The organism is Pseudomonas sp. NPDC089406 (genome assembly GCF_044900265.1).
GTDB lineage: Bacteria > Pseudomonadota > Gammaproteobacteria > Pseudomonadales > Pseudomonadaceae > Aquipseudomonas > Aquipseudomonas fakonensis.
In genome coordinates this window covers 1-21627 of record NZ_JBJDNC010000073.1, presented here as the reverse complement: position 1 = coordinate 21627, position 21627 = coordinate 1, and the positions used below count along the sequence as shown (strand labels likewise).

At 64.2% G+C, this 21627-nt stretch carries 18 protein-coding genes; 15 read left to right on the top strand and 3 right to left on the bottom strand.

Translation table 11 applies throughout. From position 1 onward, the window contains the following. Positions 1-141: 141 nt before the first annotated feature. Positions 142-681, bottom strand: coding sequence for an Rrf2 family transcriptional regulator (locus ACI2KK_RS28360; RefSeq protein WP_217885246.1), 540 nt, complete (start codon positions 679-681; stop codon positions 142-144). A gap of 270 nt (positions 682-951) precedes the next feature. Here ACI2KK_RS28360 and ACI2KK_RS28355 point away from each other — a divergent pair, with 270 nt between their 5' ends. Together ACI2KK_RS28355 and ACI2KK_RS28350 are read left to right on the top strand one after the other, a co-directional pair. Next, the gene (locus ACI2KK_RS28355) at positions 952-2151 is read left to right on the top strand and encodes an NAD(P)/FAD-dependent oxidoreductase (RefSeq protein ID WP_404671558.1); all 1200 of its coding nucleotides are present in this window, start codon (positions 952-954) and stop codon (positions 2149-2151) included. A gap of 230 nt (positions 2152-2381) precedes the next feature. Further along, positions 2382-4007 (top strand): methyl-accepting chemotaxis protein, encoded by a 1626-nt coding sequence (locus ACI2KK_RS28350; protein WP_404671557.1) that lies wholly within the window; start codon positions 2382-2384, stop codon positions 4005-4007. Positions 4008-4241: 234 nt separating this feature from the next. Here ACI2KK_RS28350 and ACI2KK_RS28345 read toward each other — a convergent pair whose 3' ends face one another. Next, positions 4242-5645, bottom strand: coding sequence for a purine-cytosine permease family protein (locus ACI2KK_RS28345; protein ID WP_404671556.1), 1404 nt, complete (start codon positions 5643-5645; stop codon positions 4242-4244). Between the two features lie 318 nt (positions 5646-5963). Here ACI2KK_RS28345 and ACI2KK_RS28340 point away from each other — a divergent pair, with 318 nt between their 5' ends. From ACI2KK_RS28340 to ACI2KK_RS28290, 11 genes are all read left to right on the top strand, one after another. Next, complete coding sequence (locus ACI2KK_RS28340; protein WP_217885250.1) at positions 5964-6449, top strand: flavin reductase family protein; 486 nt, start codon at positions 5964-5966, stop codon at positions 6447-6449. 156 nt (positions 6450-6605) lie between these two features. Next, positions 6606-7646 carry an LLM class flavin-dependent oxidoreductase gene (locus ACI2KK_RS28335; RefSeq protein ID WP_404671555.1) on the top strand — a complete coding sequence of 347 codons (1041 nt, stop codon included), beginning with the start codon at positions 6606-6608 and terminating at the stop codon, positions 7644-7646. Between the two features lie 323 nt (positions 7647-7969). Then, entirely contained in the window at positions 7970-8566 is a 597-nt protein-coding gene (locus tag ACI2KK_RS28330; protein ID WP_217839105.1) for an amino acid synthesis family protein, read from the top strand. Between the two features lie 68 nt (positions 8567-8634). Continuing rightward, entirely contained in the window at positions 8635-9468 is an 834-nt protein-coding gene (locus ACI2KK_RS28325; protein WP_369986607.1) for an alpha/beta fold hydrolase, read from the top strand. Next, on the top strand, positions 9465-10946 hold the full coding sequence (locus ACI2KK_RS28320; RefSeq protein ID WP_217885254.1) for an aldehyde dehydrogenase: 1482 nt from the start codon (positions 9465-9467) through the stop codon (positions 10944-10946). Before ACI2KK_RS28325 ends, ACI2KK_RS28320 begins: the two co-directional genes overlap by 4 nt. Before the next feature lie 13 nt (positions 10947-10959). Then, the gene (locus ACI2KK_RS28315; protein WP_217839108.1) at positions 10960-11445 is read left to right on the top strand and encodes a flavin reductase family protein; all 486 of its coding nucleotides are present in this window, start codon (positions 10960-10962) and stop codon (positions 11443-11445) included. Positions 11446-11599: 154 nt separating this feature from the next. Next, a complete protein-coding gene (locus ACI2KK_RS28310) occupies positions 11600-11989 on the top strand; it encodes a carboxymuconolactone decarboxylase family protein (RefSeq protein ID WP_136915273.1) in 390 nt (129 codons plus the stop codon). 90 nt (positions 11990-12079) lie between these two features. Then, the gene (locus tag ACI2KK_RS28305; protein WP_217839109.1) at positions 12080-12832 is read left to right on the top strand and encodes a GntR family transcriptional regulator; all 753 of its coding nucleotides are present in this window, start codon (positions 12080-12082) and stop codon (positions 12830-12832) included. A gap of 2 nt (positions 12833-12834) precedes the next feature. Next, complete coding sequence (locus ACI2KK_RS28300; protein WP_404671554.1) at positions 12835-13398, top strand: NUDIX hydrolase; 564 nt, start codon at positions 12835-12837, stop codon at positions 13396-13398. Positions 13399-13709: 311 nt separating this feature from the next. Next, entirely contained in the window at positions 13710-14915 is a 1206-nt protein-coding gene (locus ACI2KK_RS28295) for a M12 family metallo-peptidase (protein ID WP_404671553.1), read from the top strand. 218 nt (positions 14916-15133) lie between these two features. After that, entirely contained in the window at positions 15134-17332 is a 2199-nt protein-coding gene (locus tag ACI2KK_RS28290) for a GAF domain-containing protein (RefSeq protein WP_404671552.1), read from the top strand. 309 nt (positions 17333-17641) lie between these two features. Here ACI2KK_RS28290 and ACI2KK_RS28285 read toward each other — a convergent pair whose 3' ends face one another. Next, positions 17642-18547 carry a LysR substrate-binding domain-containing protein gene (locus ACI2KK_RS28285; RefSeq protein ID WP_404671551.1) on the bottom strand — a complete coding sequence of 302 codons (906 nt, stop codon included), beginning with the start codon at positions 18545-18547 and terminating at the stop codon, positions 17642-17644. Between the two features lie 179 nt (positions 18548-18726). On the opposite strand from ACI2KK_RS28285, the gene ACI2KK_RS28280 reads away from it, so the two are divergent. Together ACI2KK_RS28280 and ACI2KK_RS28275 are read left to right on the top strand one after the other, a co-directional pair. Then, entirely contained in the window at positions 18727-19998 is a 1272-nt protein-coding gene (locus ACI2KK_RS28280; protein WP_404671550.1) for a dicarboxylate/amino acid:cation symporter, read from the top strand. Positions 19999-20008: 10 nt separating this feature from the next. Then, on the top strand, positions 20009-21451 hold the full coding sequence (locus ACI2KK_RS28275; protein ID WP_404671549.1) for an aspartate/glutamate racemase family protein: 1443 nt from the start codon (positions 20009-20011) through the stop codon (positions 21449-21451). Positions 21452-21627: the final 176 nt, after the last annotated feature.

Here is a 21627-nt window from a genome sequence, read left to right as displayed (position 1 = left end):
TTTTGCTTACTTTTTGATCCCTCAAAAAGTGAGCCGCCGTAAGGGCGGAAAGGTGAATAAGCGTCACTACAAATAATGAATGCGCATACAACTTTTAAAACCAACCAAACCAACTAAACCAGCCCCAACAGCCACCACAAATCAAACCGCCACAACCGCAATATCCCCAGCCCCCTTGCCATCGCGCCGCTCCCCCATCCACTCATTGACCCTGTGCCCAAACTCCACAGGCGCCTTGCGCCCAAACCGCCGAGCCAGATCCAGGATAGTCTGCTGCGCCAAGGCCTCCTCCATGCGCTTCTGCGCCGAAAGCATCACCGCATGGATCGCGCAGGTCCCCTCGGTAGCCCAGGCCGGCGCCGAGCCCTCGAACACCGCGCAGCGCTCACGTATCTCGCGGCAATCGAAAATCTTCTTCGCCCCGTCGATGGCCGTGACGATGTCCAGCACGGTGATCTCGTCCGATGGCCGCGCCAAACGGAACCCGCCACGCACACCCTCGGTGGCAGCAACAAGCCCGGCCCGGGCCAGCTTGGTGAAGACCTTGGCCAGGTACTCCTGCGGCACGCCCTGCAACTCGGCCAGGTCGCGCACGCTGGCCTCGCGGCTGTCGCCGCGCTCGTCCACCAGGAACAAAAGGCAATGGATGCCGTACTCGACGCCGGCACTGTAGAGCGACATATCAATCTCCGACTGGTTTTGTCGTAAATATTACGCCGTCCACAGCCATCAGGCAAAGCCCGGCATGACCACCGGTCGCCAGCACAAAAAAACCAGATCCCCAGAAAGCCAGATTTCATAAGGCCTCAAGCACAATTCCGGGGCCCGCGAACCGGGCCATGGCAAAAAAAACACTTGCGGCGACAAACTCCGATCAATACAGTCGTAGTTATTCGGCAGCCACTCAACGCCCCGCCGAACACCCACACCTCACCCTTGCGGAGCACATACATGACCTCTCGTATCCTGATCATCGGTGCCGGCTTTGCCGGTGTCTGGAGCGCCCTGAGCGCCGCCCGCCTGCTCGACCAGGCCCAGCGCGACGATGTGCGCATCAGCGTACTGGCCCCGCAGCCGCAACTGCGCATTCGCCCGCGCTTCTACGAAGCCGACGCGCACACCCTGCAGGCACCGGTAGACGCACTGTTCGATGCCGTTGGCGTCGAGTTCATCCACGGCCATGTACAAACCATCGACAGCGCCGCGCGCCAGGTCGGTTATGTCGACAGCCAGGGCCAGGCGCAGCAGCTTGGCTATGACCGCCTGATCCTCGCCGCCGGCAGCCAGGTAGCGCGCCCTGCGGTGCCAGGCCTGGCCGAGCACACCTTCGATGTCGACCAGATGGAGTCGGCGGTACACCTTGAGCAGCACCTCAAGGGCCTGGCCGCCCTGCCCGCCTCGCCGGCGCGCAACACCGTGGTGGTGTGCGGCGGCGGCTTCACCGGCATCGAGACCGCCACCGAAATGCCCGCCCGCCTGCGCAGCATCCTGGGCGCCGGTAATGTGCGCGTGGTGCTGGTAGACCGTGGCACCAGCATCGGCGCCGCCCTGGGCGCCGGCATCACCCCGGCCATCGTCGCGGCCAGCGAACAGGCCGGCGTCGAATGGCTGACCGGCACCTCGGTGGTGGCGGTGGACGCCGGCGGCGTGACCCTGGACAACGGCGAATACATCGCCAGCAAGACCGTGATCTGGACCGTAGGCGTCAAGGCCAGCCCGCTGACCGCACAAATTGCCGGCGAACGCGACGGCCTCGGCCGCCTGCGGGTCGACGACCACCTCAAGGTGATCGGCCAGCCACACATCTACGCCACCGGCGACACCGCCTGGGCGGCAGTGGACGAACTGGGCAACCACGCCCTGATGACCTGCCAGCACGCCATCCCCATGGGCCGCCACTCGGGCAACAACGCCATGGCCGACCTGCTGGGCATCGCCCCTGTGGTGTACCGCCAGCCCAAGTACGTCACTTGCCTCGACCTCGGCGAGTGGGGCGCGGCCTACAGCGAAGGCTGGGAACGCGAGCTGAAACTGCAGGGCGAGGAAGGCAAAACCCTCAAACGGCAAATTAATTCGGTGTGGATCTATCCGCCTGCAGCAGATCGCGAGCTGGCACTGAAAGCCGCAGACCCCGCGATTGCCATAGTCTGAGCCGATAAAAGCTGACAGATCCGTCAAATTGTGACGGATCTGTCTATTTACGTTGTTACATTGAACGACTGGTCAATGATCAAGGCACCGTGCCATCATTGACGTCAAAAAAATACCTGAAGGTGAGGAATACCTAATATCCGCAGCGCATCGAGAGCCTGGCGATCACCGCCACAAGGCCCTCACGACCATGCTCTTGACGCCTGCCAGCACAACGTCAAGGAGCATTCATGCAGTTACGGAATATGAAGATCGGTAAACGGGCCGCCAGCGTGTTTGCGCTGTTGGGAGGCCTGGTACTGATCATGGGTTTGCTTGCACTGTATGAAACCAAACAGATGGACAGCGCCACCGACGAGATCCGCGTTACCTGGATGCCCGCCGTGGTCGCCCTCAACGACATCAGCACCAACCTCGGCCGCGTCCGTGCGGTTACCCTGCGCACTGCGCTGGACGACGACCCGGCCGAACGTGAGCGCAACGTCGCCCTGCTCGGGCGGATCAACGACGAGCTCAAGCAAGGCCTGAAGGACTACGAGGACACCATCATCGCCGCCGATGACCGTGCCCTGTTCAACGCCTTCAACAGCGCCCACCAGCAGTACTACACCGAGCAACAGGGGGTGCTGAAGGACATCGCCGCCGGCCGCGCGGCCGATGCCAAGCGCAAGATCAGCGGGCCCCTCACCCAGTACGCCGACAGCATGATGAAAGCCATGGGCGCACTCATTGCCTACAACGGCAAGGGCGCAGAAGACGCATCCCAGCGCAGCAGCAACGTGGCCGACGAAGCGTTCTCGGTGATCATCGTGTCGCTGGTGGTGATCATGCTGGCGCTGGTCGCCATCGCCACCCTGCTCACCCGCAGCATCGTCGTGCCCCTGGCCGACGCAGTAGCCGTGGCCGAGCGCGTCGCCACCGGCGACCTGACCCGTGACATCCAGGTACTCGGCCGCGACGAGCCGGCCATGCTGCTGCGCGCCCTGAGCCAGATGCAACAAAGCCTGCGCGACACCCTGCGCAAGATCGCCGCCTCCTCCGACCAGCTGGCCTCGGCCTCCGAAGAGCTGCACAGCGTCACCGAGGACACCAGCCGCGGCCTGCACCAGCAGAGCGCCGAAATCGACCAGGCCGCAACTGCGGTCAACCAGATGACCGCTGCAGTGGAAGAAGTGGCCAACAATGCGGTGAGCACCGCCGACGCCTCCAAGGGCGCCGACCAGACCACCCGCGATGGCCGCGACCAGGTCAACCAGGCGCTCAGCTCGCTGCAGCATCTGGTGGACGACGTTACCGGCACCTCGGAAGAAATCGAACAGCTGGCCACCAGCGCCAACGAGATCAGCCGCGTACTCGACGTGATCGGCTCGATTGCCGGGCAAACCAACCTGCTGGCGCTGAACGCCGCCATCGAGGCCGCCCGCGCCGGGGAAGCCGGCCGTGGTTTCGCCGTGGTCGCCGACGAGGTGCGCGCCCTGGCCCACCGCACCCAGCAGTCCACCGCCGAGATCGAGCAGATGATCGGCGGCATCCAGACCGGCACCGAGCGTGCGGTCAGCGCCATGCACAGCAGCCAGGGCCGTGCCAGCGGCACCCTGGAAGTGGCTCAAGGTGCCGGCCAGGCGCTGGAAGTGATTGCCGAAGCCATTGCCTCGATCAACCAGCGCAACCTGGTGATCGCCAGCGCCTCCGAAGAGCAGGCCCAGGTGGCCCGCGAAGTGGACCGCAACCTGGTGAACATCCGCGACCTGGCCATGCAGACCTCGGCCGGCGCCAACCAGACCAGCGCTGCAGCGCAGGACCTGTCGCGCCTGGCGGTGGACCTGAACGGCATGGTGGCGCAGTTCAAGCTCTGATCTGAAGGCACCGGGGCCGCTTTGCGGCCCTTTCGCGACACAAGGCCGCTCCTACACAAGCGAGCGCGTCCCCCTGTAGGAGCGGCCTTGTGTCGCGAAGGGGCTGCAAAGCAGCCCCCATTCCAAACACCACAAAACCATCGCGGGGCAAGCCCGCTCCCACGCACCCGGTTACAGGGCTACGTGGGAGCGGGCTTGCCCCGCGATGGTTTCAGCTTGGGTAAAAGCTAAAGGTCAGTCATTCACCCCAACCGCCCTGCCCGCCTTCACCGGCTTGCCACGGCTGGCCAGGCAGTAATACAGCGGCACGGTCACCAGCAAGCCGAACAGCCACGAAAGGTCGGCCCCTTCGACGATGTTGGAGTACGGCCCCACATACAGCGAGGTGTTGGCAAACGGCAGCTGCACCAGGATGCCGCAGGCGTAGGCAATGATCGCGTGGTGGTTGAAGCGGCCATAGATACCGCCATCGGCGCTGAAGATCGAGGCGATGTCGTACTCGCCCTTCTTGATCAGGTAGAAGTCCACCAGGTTGATCGAGGCCCACGGCACCAGCACCAGCAGCAGCGCCAGAATCAGCCCGATGAACTCGCCGATGAAGTCGGCCGAGGCGTTCAGCGCCACCATGCCGCAGGCCACCAGAATGATCGAGGCCAGCACCACGCGCACCTTGATGCTCGGGGTCCACTGGGCGGCGAAGGTCTGGATGGCGGTGACGATCGACAGCACCGCACCGTACAGGTTGAGGGCGTTGTGGCTGATGATGTTGAGCAGGAACAGCACCATCAGGATCGGGCCCAGCCAGCCGGTCGCCTGCTTGACCGCGGCCATGGCGTCGGTGCCCTCGGGCACGCACAGCACCGCCACCGCACCGAAGCTGAAGCACAGGATGGTACCCAGAGTGGCGCCGAAGTAGGTGGCCCAGAACGGCTTGGCGATGCCGATTTCACGCGGCAGGTAGCGCGAGTAGTCGGAGGTATAAGGCGAGAAGCTGATCTGCCAGATGGTGCCCAGCGACACGGTGGCGACGAAGCCCGACAGGTTGAACGCGCCACGGCTGAAGAAGTCGGCCGGCAGCTCCTGGACGAACATCATGATGAAGCCGGCCAGCAGCGCCGAACCCATCACCCAAGTACCGACGCGGTTGAGGATATGAATGAAGCGGTAGCCGATCACGCCGATGGCGGTGGCACTCAGCGCGCCGATGACGATGGCGCTGGGCATCGGCACGCTGGGGGCGATGCCGTGGATCGACTTGCCCGCCAGGACGATGTTGGAAATGAAGAAGCCGACGTAGATGAGCGCGGTGAAGAACACGATCAGCAGTGCGCCGTAACGGCCGAACTGGCCACGGCTCTGGACCATCTGCGGAATGCCCAGCTGCGGCCCCTGGGCCGAGGCCAGGGCGATGACCACGCCGCCCAGCAGGTGGCCCAGCGCAATGGCAATCAGGCCCCACAGCAGGTTGAGGTGGAACACCTGCACCACCATGGCCCCGGTGACGATGGGCAGCGGCGCGATGTTGGTGCTGAACCAGAGGGTGAACAGGTCGCGCGCCTTCCCGTGGCGCTCGGCAGGTGGAACGTAATCGACCGTGTGATTCTCGACAAACTGGTGCTGCGAAGACGGTTGGGACATAGGAATTCAGCTCGAAAGGTCGTTTTTATCTTTGTAAGGAAACCGCATCTAGGCGGCCTCTCAGCTGAAGACCATATTATGGTATTCCAAGCTTTTGACAACACTGATCCCCATGAAAAAACGCCAGCTGATCCGGTTGAGCAAGCTGCAGGGCAACTGCTCTAGATGCTGAACCCCGCGCTATTCGTGGCTTTGCGCCGTTCATCGCGTAGATGGCGAGCTTGAAAATTCCACTTGCAAAATAGGTATTACGGTATACCATCAGACACATCAACGATAAAAACCGCGGACCACCGCAGCCCTTCCGAGGTACACAAGATGATCGACGCAACTGTCTACAAGAACGTCCTGGGCTCCTTCCCGTCCGGCGTAACCGTCATCACCACCCTGGACGACGACGGCTCGATCGTCGGCCTGACCGCCAGCGCCTTCTCCTCGCTTTCGATGGACCCGCCGCTGGTGCTGTTCTGCCCCAACTACAGCTCCGACTCCTACCCTGTGCTGATCAAGAACAAGCGCTTCGCCATTCACCTGCTCTCGGGTGAACAGCAGGCCGAGGCCTATGCTTTTGCCAAGAAAGGCAAGGACAAGGCCACCGGTATCGAGTGGACGCTGTCTGAGCTGGGCAACCCGATCCTGGCCGGTGCCACTGCCGTCATCGAATGCGAGCTGTGGCGCGAGTACGAAGGTGGCGACCACGCCATCATGGTGGGCAAGGTACACAACCTGATCGTGCCTGCCGAGGCGCCCCGCCCGATGGTCTACTGCCGCGGCAAGATGGCCAGCCTGCCGGCGTTCGCCTGATTCCGAAACGCCCGCTACCCCTGTGGGAGCCGGCTTGCCGGCGATGCAGGCGACGCGGTGGATGGCACCGGCAAGCCGGTGATCGCCGGCAAGCCGGCTCCTACATAGAGCGCCCACCGATGGTGGGCGACAACAACAAGCTCCGAGGAAAACCCCATGAAATTTTCGTTGTTCGTGCACATGGAACGTTGGGATGAACAGGTCAGCCACCGCCAACTGTTCGAAGACCTGACCGAGCTGACCCTGATGGCCGAAGACGGCGGGTTCAGCACCGTGTGGATCGGCGAACACCACGCCATGGAGTACACCATCTCGCCGAGCCCGATGCCGCTGCTGGCCTACCTGGCTGCACGCACCGACAAGATCCGCCTGGGCGCCGGCACTATCATCGCGCCGTTCTGGAACCCGATCCGCGTGGCCGGCGAATGCGCCCTGCTGGATGTGATCAGCAACGGGCGCATGGAAGTGGGCCTGGCCCGCGGCGCCTACCAGTTCGAATTCGACCGCATGGCAAACGGCATGCCGGCCACCGACGGTGGCAAGGCACTGCGCGAAATGGTCCCGGTGGTGCGCAAGCTGTGGGAAGGCGACTACGCCCACGACGGCGAAGTGTACAAGTTCCCCACCTCCACCAGCGTGCCCAAGCCGTTCAACGCCACCCCGCCGATGTGGATCGCCGCCCGCGACCCGGACTCGCACAACTTCGCCGTGGCCAACGGCTGCAACGTCATGGTCACCCCGCTGATGAAGGGCGACGAAGAAGTGCTGGACCTGAAAAACAAGTTCCAGGCCGCCCTGGACAACAACCCGGACGTGCCGCGCCCGCAACTGATGGTGCTGCGCCACACCCACGTGCACAGCCCGGCAGAACCCGACGGCTGGAAGGTCGGCGCCCAGGCCATCTCGCGCTTCTACCGCACCTTCGATGCCTGGTTCGGCAACAAGACCACCCCGGTCAACGGCTTCCTCGAGCCAAGCCCGGAGTCCAAGTTCGCCGAAGTGCCGGCGTTCGACCTGAACAACATCCGCAAGAACACCATGATCGGCACCCCTGAAGAGATCATTGCGCGGATCAAGTACTACCAGGAGCTCGGCGTCGACGAGTTCAGCTTCTGGTGCGACAACAGCCTGCCCCACGCCGAGAAGAAGAAGTCCCTGGAGCTGTTCATCAAGGAAGTGGTGCCGGCGTTCGCCTGAATTCCCTTTGCCTGAAACATTGCGGGACGCAGCCCGCTCCCGTGGGCCCCTGTGGCCCGCGAGAGCGGGCTTTTTTTTAAGCCTGTGCCGGCCTCTTCGCGGGTAAACCCGCTCCCACAGGATCCCCGCAGAACTCAAGGCCTGCGCTGTACCTGTGGGAGCGGGTTTACCCGCGAAGAGGCCGGTACAGACAACATCAAAAAGCGCGGTACAACGCACCTTTCGTCCCCTCGCAAGAGAAATTTCCAGCCGCCCCTTGCGCAACAAATATTATGGTATACCATCAGACAACAAGAGCTGATAACCCTAACCAGGAGCCCCCCATGAGTTTCGAAATCCGCAAGATCGTCACCTACTCCGAAGAGACCCGCATCGAAGGCTTCAAAGCCACCGACAAGCCGGTGACCATGGTCGGCCTGGCCGTCGTGATCAAGAACCCATGGGCCGGCCGCGGCTTCGTTGAAGACCTCAAGCCAGAAATCCGCGCCAACTGCTCCGAGCTGGGCGCGCTGATGGTCGAGCGCCTGATCGCCGCCATCGGCGGTGCCGACAAGATCGAAGCCTACGGTAAGGCTGCCGTGGTCGGCGCCGATGGCGAGATCGAGCACGCCTCGGCCGTCATCCACACCCTGCGCTTCGGCAACCACTACCGCGAAGCGGTACAGGCCAAGAGCTACCTGAGCTTCACCAACAAGCGCGGCGGCCCAGGCACCTCGATCCAGATCCCGATGATGCAGAAGGACGACGAAGGCCAGCGTTCGCACTACATCACCCTGGAAATGCAGATCGAAGACGCCCCGCGCGCCGACGAGATCGTCGTGGTACTGGGCGCCTCCGACGGCGGCCGCCTGCACCCGCGCATCGGCAACCGCTACATCGACCTGGAAGAACTGGCTGCCGAAAAAGCCAACGCTCAATAACAACAACCAAGACGGGCCTGGGCGTGGCGTGCATACCCGCCGCGCCCGACCTTCAAGGAGCGCCCTTCATGATTCAGCCTGTCGCTGAACGTACACCGGCCGGGACCAGCTACATGGTCCAGGGCCAGGGCCAACCCGTGGTGCTGATCCACGGCGTGGGCCTGAACAAGGAAATGTGGGGCGGGCAGATCGTTGGCCTGGCCAACGACTACCGCGTCATTGTCTATGACATGCTCGGCCACGGCCAAAGCCGCGTCCCGGCAGCCGACACCCCGCTGGAAGGCTACGCCGACCAACTTGCCGAACTGCTCGACCACCTGCAGATTCAACAAGCCACGGTGATCGGTTTCAGCATGGGCGGCCTGGTGGCACGCGCCTTCGCGCTGAACTACCCGCAGCGCCTCGCAGCGCTGGTGGTGCTCAACAGCGTGTTCAACCGCACCCCAGAACAAAGCGCAGGCGTTATCGCCCGCGCCGCGCAAGCCTACGAGCAAGGCCCCGACGCCAACGTCGATGCCGCCCTGGACCGCTGGTTCAGCCGCGAGTACAAGGCCGCCAACCCGGCACAGGTCGCCGCCATCCGCCAGATCCTGGCAAGCAACGACCCGCAGGGCTACCACACCACTTATTCGCTGTTCGCCACCCAGGACATGTACCGCGCCGCCGACCTTGGCAGCATCCAAGTACCGGCCCTGATCGCCACCGGCGAACTCGATGCCGGCTCCACCCCGGCCATGACCCGCCAGCTCGCTGCCAGCATCCCTGGCGCGCAAAGCGTGGTGCTGGCCGAGCAACGGCATATGATGCCGGTGGAAGCGCCGCGCGAAGTCAACAAGATGCTGCTGGACTTCCTCAAGCAGGCCCGCACCCTCACCGAATCCGCCAAGGGGATTGTTGCATGACCCTCGTTCGTTTCCAGATGTGCATCGACGGCCAATGGCTCGATGCCCAGAGCGGCAAGACCTTCGACAGCCTCAACCCGGCCACCGCCCAAGTGTGGGCGCAACTGCCCGACGCCGACGAAGCCGATGTGGAGCTGGCCGTGCAGGCCGCCCAGCGCGCGTTTGAAAGCAAGGAATGGCGCAGCATCACCGCCACCGCCCGCGGCAAGCTGCTGCGCCGCCTCGGCGACCTGATTGCCGAGAACAAAGAACACCTGGCCCAGCTCGAAAGCCGTGACAACGGCAAGCTGATCCGCGAAACCCGCGGCCAGGTCGGCTACCTGCCGGAGTTCTTCCACTACACCGCAGGCCTTGCCGACAAGATCGAAGGCGGCACCCTGCCGCTGGACAAGCCGGACCTGTTCGCCTACACCGTGCACGAGCCGATCGGCGTGGTGGCCGGGATCATCCCGTGGAACAGCCCGCTGTACCTGACCGCGATCAAGCTGGCCCCGGCCCTGGCCGCCGGCAACACCATCGTGCTCAAACCGTCCGAGCACGCCTCGGCAACCATCCTCGAGCTGGCCCGCCTGGCGCTTGAAGCCGGCTTCCCGGCCGGTGTGGTCAACGTGGTCACCGGCTACGGCCCAAGCACCGGCGCGGCGCTGACCCGCCACCCGCTGGTACGCAAGATCGCCTTCACCGGCGGCGCCGCCACTGCCCGCCACGTGGTGCGCAGCAGCGCCGAGAACTTCGCCAAGCTGTCGCTGGAACTGGGCGGCAAGTCGCCGAACATCATCTTCGCCGACGCCGACCTGGACAGCGCCATCAACGGCGCCGTGGCCGGCATCTATGCCGCCTCCGGGCAAAGCTGCGTGGCAGGTTCCCGCCTGCTGGTGCAGGACGAGATCTTCGACGAGTTCGTCGAGCGCCTGATCGCCCGCGCCAAGCGCATCCGCATCGGCAACCCGCAGGACGACGCCAGCGAAATGGGCCCCATGGCCACCGCGCAACAACTGGCCGTGGTCGAAGGCCTGGTGGCTGCAGCCAAGGCCGAAGGCGCCAAGCTGCACATGGGCGGCAAGCGTGCCGAGGTCGAGGGCGACGGCTGGTTCTACGAGCCGACCCTGTTCGAGTGCGACAGCAACTCGATGACCATCATGCAGGAAGAAGTGTTCGGCCCGGTGGCCGCGGTGATCCGCTTCAAGACCGAAGAAGAGGCGCTGGAAATCGCCAACGACTCGCAGTTCGGCCTGGCCGCCGGCATCTGGACCCGCGACCTGGGCCGTGCCCACCGCCTGGCCCGCGATGTGCGCTCCGGCATCATCTGGGTCAACACCTACCGCGCCGTGTCGGCCATGGCCCCCATCGGCGGCTTCAAGAACAGCGGCTACGGCCGTGAAAGCGGCATCGACTCGGTGCTGGCCTATACCGAGCTGAAGACCGTGTGGATCAACCTGTCCACCGCGCCGATGCCCGACCCGTTTGTGATGCGCTAAGAGGTAGCACGAGATGATCGAACCAGGCATCTACAAAGACGTGATGGGCTCGTTCCCGTCCGGTGTCACCGTGGTCACCACCCTGGACGCCGACGGCGCCATCGTCGGCATCACCGCCAGCGCGTTCAGCGCGCTGTCGATCGAGCCTGCGCTGGTGCTGTTCTGCCCCAACTACGCCTCGGACACCTACCCGATCCTGCGTGACAGCAAGCAGTTCGCCATCCACCTGCTGTCGGCCGAGCAGACCGCCGAAGCCTACGCTTTTGCCGGCAAGGGCAAGGACAAGGCCAAAGGCATCGAGTGGCACATGAGCGAGCTGGGCAACCCGCTGCTGACCAAGGCCACGGCGATCATCGAGTGCGAACTGTGGCGCGAGTACGACGGCGGTGACCACGCGATCATCGTCGGCGCGGTGAAGAACCTGGTGCTGCCCGAGCAGCCGGTCACCCCCATGGTGTACCACAAGGGCAAGCTCGGCGCGCTGCCGCCGCTGGGCTGAAACACCATCGCGGGGCAAGCCCGCTCCCACGTGATGACCTCGTGGGAGCGGGCTTGCCCCGCGATCGGCGCCCCACTGTTTCCGGGGGCCGCGCATACCCCCTCACCTTCGGTTGCGGCCCCCATTTTTATTCCACGTGCAAGGACTTCGGCAGATGAGCAACGAAAAGTACGAGAAAGGCCTGCAGATCCGCACCCAAGTACTCGGCGAAGAGTACGTAAACCGCTCGATCCAGAACGCCGACGATTTCACCAAGCCGCTGCAGGAGCTGGTCACCGAGTACTGCTGGGGCCATGTCTGGGGCCGCGATGGTTTGTCGCTCAAAGAGCGCAGCATGATAAACTTGGCCATGATTTCCGCGCTCAACCGGCCCCACGAACTCAAGCTGCACATTCGCGGCGCCCTGCGTAATGGCCTGAGCCGCGAACAAATTCGCGAGATCCTGCTTCAAGTCGGTATTTATTGCGGCGTACCTGCGGCGGTGGACAGTTTCCGCCTGGCCCGCGAGGCGTTCGCCGAAGCCGACGCAGAGTCAACCCGTTAACAACGGGCTGTTTCGAACCACTGCAAGGAGCGCCACGGTTCGTGGCCCTTCGCGATGTTGGCGCAACAGCCTCATAAAAGAGCGCACCTGATGAAACGCCAGCCACTCGACGACAGCTTCAAGGTCAACCGCAACCCCGTCACCCTTCGTGAAATCGTGCTCGACAAACTGCGCAGCGCGATCATGAACTTCCACCTGCTGCCGGGCGACCGCCTGGTCGAGCGCGACCTGTGCGACCGCCTCGGCGTCAGCCGCACCTCGGTGCGCGAGGCCCTGCGCCACCTCGAATCCGAAGGCCTGGTGGAATTCGCCGACGCCAAGGGCCCGCGGGTGGCCATCATCACCCTGGAAGATGCCCGCGACATCTACGAGCTGCGCTGCGTGCTCGAAGGCCTGATCGTCCAGCTGTTCACCCTCAACGCCAAGAGCAAGGACATCCGCGCCCTGGAGCGCGCCCTTGAAGTGAACCGCGAGGCGCTGGAGGAAGGCGAGCTGGCCCAGGTACTGGACTCGGTGCAAGGCTTCTACGACGTGCTGCTGGAAGGCTCCGGCAACCAGGTGGCCGCGCAGCAGTTGCGCCAGCTGCAGGCACGCATCAGCTACCTGCGCGCCACCTCGGTTTCGCAAGAAAACCGCCGCGGCGCCAGCAACCGTGAAATGGAAAAGATCGTCGAAGCGATCAAGGGCGGCGACCCGATGGTGGCGCACCAGGCCTCGGTCGACCACGTGCGTGCCGCTGCAAAAGTGGCACTGGACTACCTGCGCCAGAAGCAGGACGACAACGCCAAGGTCCGCGAAATCGTCGCTCCCCTGCCCCTCAAGGACCCCCGCATAGGCCGCTGACCATGCCCATCGCCCCGCGCTACTGCCCGCACTGCACCACAGAACTGGCCCGGGGCGTCCCCACAGGCGACACCCACGAACGCCTGCACTGCACCGGCTGCGGCTACATCCATTACATCAACCCGAAAATCATCGCCGGCTGCATCATCGAGCGCGACGGCAAGTACCTGTTGTGCCAGCGCGCCATCCCCCCGCGCCCCGGCACCTGGACCCTCCCCGCAGGCTTCATGGAAGCCGGCGAAACCACCGAGCAGGCGGCCCTGCGCGAGGTGTGGGAAGAAAGCGGCGTACGCGCCGAGATCGTCTCGCCCTACTCGATCTTCAGCGTGCCGAACATCAGCGAGGTGTACATCATCTTCCGCGCCATCGCCACCGAAGAGACCGGGCAGTACGGGCCTGAGACGATGGCCTACAAGTTCTTCGAGCCGGACGAGATTCCGTGGGAGGAGATCTACTACCCGGCGATCCGGCAGATTCTCGAGCGGTACATTCTGGAGCGCCAGGCGGGGGTGTATGGCATCTATATGGGCAATGACGACAGCGGCAAGGTGCATTTCATACGCTGAGCCATTGCCGCCCCACCTACCTGATATTTTTGCCAGGTTCATAAAATGAGCCCAGCAGATACATTCCCCCCTCATCTAGGGTTTGTACGAAAAGTCGCCGAGCGGCGATCAGGCAAGGCGAAAACAGGCGAGGAACGGCCGGAGTCGCGCTCGACTTGACTGGTTGTCAATGAGCATTCCGACCGGGCTGGCGCACCAGCCTGTTTTCAACGCAGCATGGTCGTCGCGCAGGCACTTTTCGTACAAAGCCTAGGGCATCCAATCGGCTTGGGGCGCTTAGGTGCGTTCACCAGAAAGGGGGAGAGCCAACAATGCGCAAAGGGGTAATTGGGGCAGGCCTGTTGAGCCTAGCAATCGTGGTCTGGGTGTCACATGTAACCGGTGGCGATTTTCTTTCTGCAGGTCAAAGTAAAGAAGCCGCGCAAGCGGCCTGGATCTCAAAACAGTGGCCGGCCAAAGTCGTTACTGACGAATTGACGCAAAATACCGAAAAACTCCAGGTGAACCTCGGTGATCGAATGTCACTGACCGCGCATCGAACGCAGGCCATCAAGCGCGAAGATGGCACGCTGGTGTGGTACGGCTCGTTGAGTGAAGCAGGCCAAGCGGCACCCGCCTCCGGAACACTGGAGGCCACGATGAACGGCGTCGTTCTCGTCAATGCAAATGGCCGAGCCGCCGGGACATTGCGCTGGCACAGCCAGGTTTTCCGGCTTCTTCCCACCAGCAGTGGCTATGTAGTTGAGAAAGTGAATGGGGCGAAGCTGCCACCCGATCATGCGCGCGATGAGGCCCCGATGGCCACGTCAAGCAAAGCTCTCAACAAACCCCACCCCCATGAGCCCGGCCATGCAACCGTCCGGGTACTGATCGTCGGTACCAAAAACGCCGGTGAAGCTCAAGAGGACTTGCAAGCATTGGCGCATTTGGCAATCGAAGAGTCGAATCTGACTTACCTCAACAGCGGTATCGATATGTCACTTGAGTTCGCCAACTTCAGTCAACTTGACTATGAGCAGAGCCCCAGTCCCGACATCGACTTGCAAAGACTTGTAACACCCAACGATGGCTTCATGGACGAGGTACATCCGATGCGTGACGAGCTGAAGGCTGATGTCGTGGTGCTGATCGTCGACACCATTAGGGAATCATGCGGTCGTGCAGCTGGACGACCAGCCACCGAAGACAAAGCCTTCGTCTACGTCAACCTGAAATGCATCGGTGTATGGCGCTTTACTACGGGGCACGAGATCGGCCATTTAGCAGGGGCGTCTCATCAATACTTTGAAGGCAACCTCGACCCGTTCCGTTATGGTCATGGCTACATTCATGAACCTGCAGGCGAGCCAGGATGGCGCACGGTGATGGCAACCGTGAATACGGTGAACGACGTTCGAGTGCCCTTCTGGTCGGATCCCGAACGACTCATGGATGGCGTTCCGATGGGAGATGCAGAGACAGCCGACAACCGCCGATTACTCGAGGAAACCAAATGGATCCTGGCAGGTTTCCGCTGATAGCTGTTGGTCACCCGGTGTGTGCCAAGGAACAGGACAGTGTGCGATCCACCAAGGCAATGGTGCACTGCTGGAAGCAACATCTTGCCCAGTTAGCAAACGCTGGCACCCTGTGTGCTTGCCCGCGAAAGCGACCGGAACAGAAGAGCAAAAACCCTCGCCAAGCGCCTATTCTGGGTGCACTCTAAAGGACTTGAGCAAGAGGACCGGCAGAGCACATGGCGAAATGGCTAGAAGGCGGCGGGCTCATGGCCGAGCGCATCCGCAACCACGACTGGGCCGACACCCCCCTCGGCCCGCTGGACAGCTGGCCCGACGTGCTCAAGACCACCGTCGCCCTGTGCCTGGCTTCGCGCTTCCCCCAGGCGGTGCTGTGGGGCAACTCACTGATTACCCTGCACAACGACGCCTTCGCGCAGATTCTCGGCGACAAGCCGCTGGCCCTGGGGCGGCCGTTCAGCCATGTGTGGCAGGAGGCCTGGAGCGATATCGAGCACATGGCCCAGCGCGCCCTCAAGGGCGAGGCGGTGTTCATCGAAGACTTCCCGCTGCTCATCGAACGCCATGGCAGCCCTGAGCGGGCCTACTTCACCTTCTGCTACAGCCCCATCCGCGACCATGCCGGCGAGGTGGTGGGCATGCTCGACACCGTCACCGAAACCACCGCCAGCGTGGTCGCCAACCGCCGCCTGAACTTCCTCGACAGCCTCGGCCGCGCCGCCGCCAACGCCACCGACCCCGAACGCATCATGACCACCACCACGCAGTTGCTGGGCGAGCACCTGCAGTTGTCCAGCTGCGCCTATGCGGTGATGGACCCCGACCAGGACGGTTTCACCATCTGCGGCGACTGGGTGGCGCCGGGCTCGCCGCGCCTGCTCGGCCAGTACCACCTGGCCGACTTCGGCCGCCTGGCAGTCAGCCGCCTGCGCGCCGGCCTGCCACTGGTGATCGACAACAACCTGGCGCAGTTGCCGGCCCGCGCTTCGGCCACTTTCCAGGCCATGGGCATCACCGCCACTATTTGCATGCCGCTGATCAAGGAGGGCCGCCTGACCGCGCTGATGGCCATCCACGACAAGGCGCCGCGGGCCTGGACGCGCTACGAGCAGACCCTCATCAGCGAAGTCACCGAACGCTGCTGGGCGCACATTCAGCGGGTGCAGGCGCATGCCGAGGTGCGCGAGACGATGTCGGCCCTCGAAGCGCTCAACGCCACCCTTGAGCAGCGCGTAGAAGAACGCACCAGCCAGTTGCTGCACACCGAAGCCGTGCTGCGCCAGACGCAAAAACTCGAAGCCATCGGCCAGCTCACCGGCGGGGTGGCCCACGACTTCAACAACCTGCTGACCATCATTCGCTCGTCGCTGCACTTCTTGCAGCGCCCGGACCTCGACGAGACGCGCCGCAGCCGCTACCTCAAGACCATGGCCGACACCGTCGACCGCGGCGCCAAGCTCACCGGCCAGCTGCTCGCCTTCGCCCGCCGCCAGGCCCTGAGCCCGCAGGTGTTCGAGGCCGGCCCACGGCTCGAAGCCATGGCCGAGATGCTCGACAGCGCCACCGGCGCGCGGGTGCAGGTGCAGCTTGAACTACCCACTACGCCCTGCCACGTGCACGCCGACCTGGGCCAGCTGGAAACCGCGGTGATCAACCTGATGATCAACGCCCGCGATGCCATGGCCGGCGAAGGCACCCTGCGCCTGCGCCTGGAGGCCGGCCGGCCATTGCCGGCCATGCGCGACCAGCCCGCCCAGGCCGGGCCGTTCGCGGCCATTTCGGTGATCGACGGCGGCGTCGGCATTGCCGCGCACCTGCTCGAGCGCATCTTCGACCCGTTCTTCACCACCAAGGCCGCCGGCCAAGGTACCGGGCTGGGCTTGTCGCAGGTGTTCGGCTTCGCCCGCCAGTCCGGCGGCGACGTGCAGGTGAACAGTATCGAGGGCCAGGGCACCACCTTCACCCTGTACCTGCCCCAGGCGGCCCAGGCCGCCAGCGAGCCCCCCTGCCCCGGCACCACACCCGCGCCCCACGGCCAGCGCCGGCGCATCCTGGTGGTGGAAGACAACGCCGATGTCGGCAGCTTCACTGCGCAGATACTGCGCGACCACGGCTACCAGATCAGTTGGGCGACCAGCGCCGAGGACGCCCTGGCGCAAATCGCCAGTGCCGACAGCGCCTTCGATGCGGTGTTTTCCGATGTGGTGATGCCCGGCATCGGCGGCCTGGCGCTGGGCCGCGAACTGCGCCGCAGCCACCCGCAACTGCCGGTGATCCTCACCTCCGGCTACAGCGAGGCGATCGCCGAAGGCGGCCACCAGGGCTTCGAGTTCCTGGCCAAGCCATATTCCGCCGAGCAGGTGTGCAGCGTGCTGGGCAAGGTGCTGGGCGAAACCCTCACTCCGGCGGCGCGCTGAACTTCTTCACATCAATGGCCGGGGCGACGAACTCCGGCCCCCGCCCGGTCGGCCGCCAGCGCACGTTGCTCAGGCCGGCATGACAGGCTGGCTTTGGGCAATTGTCTTGTGCTGCCTGAACCGGCCTCATCGCCGGCAACCCGGCTCCTACAGGTACGACACCGGCCTGAAGCTTGTGCCATCCCTGTGGGAGCGGGCTTGCCCGCGAACACCGGCGCAGCCGGTGCCATCCACCGCGCCGTCTGCTTCGCGGTGGTCCGGCACTCCGGCAAGCCCGCTCCCACAGGTACAGCGCAGGGTACACAGCGCTCAGCGCACCTCCCGCTCCAGCGACTTCCACAGCTCGAGCATGGTCTGGTTGCTGTTGCCCATGGAGCGGAACGACCAGATCTCAAGCGAAGCCTCCCATTGCGCCCCGCCGGCGCGCACCAGGCGGCCTGCGGCCAGTTCCTCCTCCACCGCCGACTCCGGCAGCCAGGTAATGCCATAGCCTTCGCGGGCCATGCGCAGCAGGTGCATGGCCATGTCGGCCTCGTAAAAGCGCTTGAGCTGCGCAGGCGCCGCCTGGTCTTGAAGGATCACATCCACCACCCGGCCCAGAAACGAGGTGGCGGTATAGCCCAGGTACGGGATCGGCTCTGCCTGCGTGCCCGGCAGGCTGAACAGCGGCCGGCCCTGGCTGTCCGGCGCCGACACCGGAAACAGCGCATCGGTGCCCAGACGCAGGCCGACGAACTTGTCCGGGTCGAGAAAGATCGGCGCGCGCGGGTGACTGTAGCCGATCATCAAGTCGCAGCCGCCCTCTGCAAGCGCGATCACCGCCTCCTGCACATTGGCCGCCAGCACCCGGGCGTTGAAGTAGCCGTTGCGCCGCTGGAACTCGGCAAACCACTTGGGCACGAAGGTCATCGACAAGGTGTGCCCGGCCACCACCTGGATCGAACGCCCCGGCATGCGCTCGCCACGGCGCAGGGATGAACGCAGGTCCATGAACGCCGCCAGGGCGTCGCGGCCTTCGTCGCAAAAGGTGCGCCCGGCCTGGGTCAGTTGCACCGGGTAGGTACCACGGTCGACCAGCTCCACCCCCACCCACTCCTCCAGCGAACGGATACGCCGCGACAGCGCCGACTGGGTGATGCAGCGGATTTCGGCCGCACGGGAGAAGTTGCTGGTTTCGGCGACTGCCAGCAGGTCGTCTATCCACTTGGTTTGCATGCTCGGCCTGCGCAGGGTGATTTCATGGGGGTTGGCTGATTTTAGCCGCCCATCGCAGCCAGTCAGCAACTATGACGATTTTGCATCGAACTATGGCGCATCCTCATCATCTGCCCGTTGCCCTCGCCGTAACCTGCCCAGGCCGCCCCTCGGCGTGCCAACCCCCATCGAGGTCAACAATGAATAACAACAAGCTCCCCCGCTATATCGCCGTGGCCATCGTCCTCGGCATCCTCGTCGGCTGGGCCTGCAACCGCTTCGCGGCCAGCCCCGACGCTGCAAAAGAGATTGCCGGCTACTTCAGCCTGGTCACCGATATTTTCCTGCGCATGATCAAGATGATCATCGCCCCGCTGGTGTTCGCCACCCTGGTGGCTGGCATCGGCAGCCTCGGCAACTCGGGCTCGGTGGGCCGCATCGGCTTGCGCTCGATGCTGTGGTTCGTCAGCGCCTCGGTGTTCTCCCTGGCCCTGGGCATGCTGCTGGTCAACCTGTTCCAGCCAGGTGCCGGGCTTAACCTGAGCGTCGAGCACGCCCAGGCGGCCAGCGCAGTCACCGTCAATGCCGGCGACTTCAGCCTGAAGACCTTCATCAGCCACGTGTTCCCGCGCAGCATCGCCGAGGCCATGGCCAACAACGAGATCCTGCAGATCGTGGTGTTTTCGCTGTTCTTCGGCCTGGCCCTGGCCTACGTGAAAAAGCAGGGCGACGAGCGCATCGGCGCGCTGGTGGACGACCTGGCCAAGGTGATGTTCCGCATCACCGACTACGTGATGATGTTCGCCCCGGTGGGCGTGTTCGCCGCACTGGCTGCAGCGGTGACCACCCAGGGCATTGGCCTGCTGCTGGACTACGGCAAGCTGATCGGCCAGTTCTACGTGGGTATCGCCTTGCTGTGGGCGGCGCTGTTCGGGGTGGGCTACCTGTTCCTCGGGCGCCCGGTGTTGCATCTGGGCAAGTTGATTCGCGAGCCGGTGCTGCTGGCGTTTTCCACCGCCAGCAGCGAGTCGGCCTACCCGAAAACCATCGATGCACTGGAAAAGTTCGGCGCCTCCAAGCGGGTGTCCAGCTTCGTGCTGCCGTTGGGTTACTCGTTCAACCTCGACGGTTCGATGATGTACCAGGCCTTCGCCATCATGTTCATCGCCCAGGCCTACGGAATCGACCTGTCGTTCACCCAGCAGGTGCTGATACTGCTGACCCTGATGGTCACCAGCAAGGGCATGGCCGGTGTGGCCCGGGCCTCGGTGGTGGTGGTCGCTGCCACCCTGCCGATGTTCCACCTGCCCGAGGCGGGCCTGCTGCTGATTCTGGCCATCGACCAGTTTCTCGACATGGGCCGTACCGCCACCAACGTGGTGGGCAACAGCATTGCCACTGCGGTGATCGCCCGCCTGGAAGAGCGCCACGGCGATGCCCCTGCCGCCCAAGCCAACCCGCAACCTGCCTGAGCCTGCCTGCATGAACCTATCCACCCCTCGCACCCTTGGCATCATCGGCGGCCTCGGCTCCCTGGCCGGCGGCGACCTGTTTTTCAAGCTGCTCAAGAGCGACGCCGTGCTGGCCGACCAGGGCCGCTACCGCCTGGTGTTCGAGCAGCAACCGTTCAACGACCTGGCCCTGCCGTTGGCGCTCGGCGCCAGCATGACCTCGCGCAAACTGTACGTGTACCGCCTGTGCCAGGCCTTCGCCGCCAGCGGCGCCGATGCGGTGCTGCTGCCGTGTTTTGCCAGCCACACCTTCATCGACGAGTTGCGCGCCGAGCTGCAGGTACCGGTGGTCGACATGCTCGCGGCGCTGCAGCAGCACGTGGCCAGCCGGGTTGCCCCGGGCGCCCGGCTGGGGGTGCTGACCTCGGACTATGTACGTGGCGCCGGCCTGTTCGAGCAGCATTTTGCGGCGCACTACGAGTTGGTCTACCCGTCCGACGACAACCAGGTACGGCTGATGGATGCGGTGTACGGCCCGGCCGGGATCAAGGCCGGGCACTGCGAAGGCGTGGCGCTGGAGCAGGTGCACCAGGCCTGCCTGGACCTCGGCGCCCAGGGCGCGACCCTGCTGCTGCCTGGCATGACCGAGCTGTCTTTGATCGCCGCCGACCTGCGCCGGCGCGGCCTCGACTGCGTGGACGTGAACCAGGTGTACGCCGCGTTCGCCGGTACCAGCGATGCCGTCAGCGGGCGGGCGCCGTTTCGCCTGGGCATCGTTGGCGGCGTGGGGCCGGCGGCGACGGTGGACTTCATGGGCAAGGTGGTGGCCAACACCCCGGCCGGGCGTGACCAGGACCATATCCGCATGGTGGTGGAGCAGAACCCGCAGATCCCTGACCGCACCGCCAACCTGCTGCACGGCGAAGCCGACCCCACGGTGGCCTTGTACGCCACCTGCAAGCGCCTGGAATGCGAGGGCGCCAACGCCATCGCCATCCCCTGCAACACGGCGCATGCCTATGTGCAGCGGATTCAGGGGCAGTTGCAGGTGCCCATCGTGCACATGCCGGCCGCGACCATCGCCTACATTGCCCGCCAGTATGGGGCTGGGCAGCCGATCGGCTTGCTGGCCACGTCCGGCACCCTGGCCAGCCGGGTGTACCACGAGGTTGCGGCGGCTGCCGGGCTTGATTTGCTGGTGCCGGATGAGGCTGCGCAGGCGCGGGTGATGCGGGCCATTTATGGCGAGAAAGGGGTCAAGGCGGGGTTTGTTGACGGCCAGTGCCGGGAGGATCTGCTGGCTGCGGCGGAGCACCTGGTGGGCCGGGGGGCCGGGGTTTTGATCTTGGGGTGTACGGAGTTGCCGTTGGTGTTGCCGCAGGCGCAGGGCTACCGGATCGGGGGGCGGATGGTGGCGCTGGTGGACCCTACTGATGTGTTGGCGCGGTGTTGTGTGGGGTTGGCTTTGGCCTGATAGGGTTCGGGTTCGGGTTCGGGATTTATAGTTATTGCTTTGGGAGATGCATGCGCATTCATTGACGATATGCGCTTTTCGTCACCTTTCCGCCCTTACGGCGGGTTACTTTGGACGGCCAAAGTAACCAAAGCCGCCTGCTCCCATCATCCGGCCCCCTACGCTGCGCTTCGGGG

Coding starts and splice junctions, on each gene's coding strand:
- ACI2KK_RS28310 (WP_136915273.1), top strand. CDS start 11,600: ATGAGCAACGAAAAGTACGAGAAAGGCCTGCAGATCCGCACCCAAGTA.
- ACI2KK_RS28295 (WP_404671553.1), top strand. CDS start 13,710: ATGCGCAAAGGGGTAATTGGGGCAGGCCTGTTGAGCCTAGCAATCGTG.
- ACI2KK_RS28330 (WP_217839105.1), top strand. CDS start 7,970: ATGAGTTTCGAAATCCGCAAGATCGTCACCTACTCCGAAGAGACCCGC.
- ACI2KK_RS28285 (WP_404671551.1), bottom strand. CDS start 18,547: ATGCAAACCAAGTGGATAGACGACCTGCTGGCAGTCGCCGAAACCAGC.
- ACI2KK_RS28290 (WP_404671552.1), top strand. CDS start 15,134: ATGGCGAAATGGCTAGAAGGCGGCGGGCTCATGGCCGAGCGCATCCGC.
- ACI2KK_RS28360 (WP_217885246.1), bottom strand. CDS start 681: ATGTCGCTCTACAGTGCCGGCGTCGAGTACGGCATCCATTGCCTTTTG.
- ACI2KK_RS28340 (WP_217885250.1), top strand. CDS start 5,964: ATGATCGACGCAACTGTCTACAAGAACGTCCTGGGCTCCTTCCCGTCC.
- ACI2KK_RS28305 (WP_217839109.1), top strand. CDS start 12,080: ATGAAACGCCAGCCACTCGACGACAGCTTCAAGGTCAACCGCAACCCC.
- ACI2KK_RS28325 (WP_369986607.1), top strand. CDS start 8,635: ATGATTCAGCCTGTCGCTGAACGTACACCGGCCGGGACCAGCTACATG.
- ACI2KK_RS28335 (WP_404671555.1), top strand. CDS start 6,606: ATGAAATTTTCGTTGTTCGTGCACATGGAACGTTGGGATGAACAGGTC.
- ACI2KK_RS28345 (WP_404671556.1), bottom strand. CDS start 5,645: ATGTCCCAACCGTCTTCGCAGCACCAGTTTGTCGAGAATCACACGGTC.
- ACI2KK_RS28320 (WP_217885254.1), top strand. CDS start 9,465: ATGACCCTCGTTCGTTTCCAGATGTGCATCGACGGCCAATGGCTCGAT.
- ACI2KK_RS28275 (WP_404671549.1), top strand. CDS start 20,009: ATGAACCTATCCACCCCTCGCACCCTTGGCATCATCGGCGGCCTCGGC.
- ACI2KK_RS28350 (WP_404671557.1), top strand. CDS start 2,382: ATGCAGTTACGGAATATGAAGATCGGTAAACGGGCCGCCAGCGTGTTT.
- ACI2KK_RS28300 (WP_404671554.1), top strand. CDS start 12,835: ATGCCCATCGCCCCGCGCTACTGCCCGCACTGCACCACAGAACTGGCC.
- ACI2KK_RS28315 (WP_217839108.1), top strand. CDS start 10,960: ATGATCGAACCAGGCATCTACAAAGACGTGATGGGCTCGTTCCCGTCC.
- ACI2KK_RS28355 (WP_404671558.1), top strand. CDS start 952: ATGACCTCTCGTATCCTGATCATCGGTGCCGGCTTTGCCGGTGTCTGG.
- ACI2KK_RS28280 (WP_404671550.1), top strand. CDS start 18,727: ATGAATAACAACAAGCTCCCCCGCTATATCGCCGTGGCCATCGTCCTC.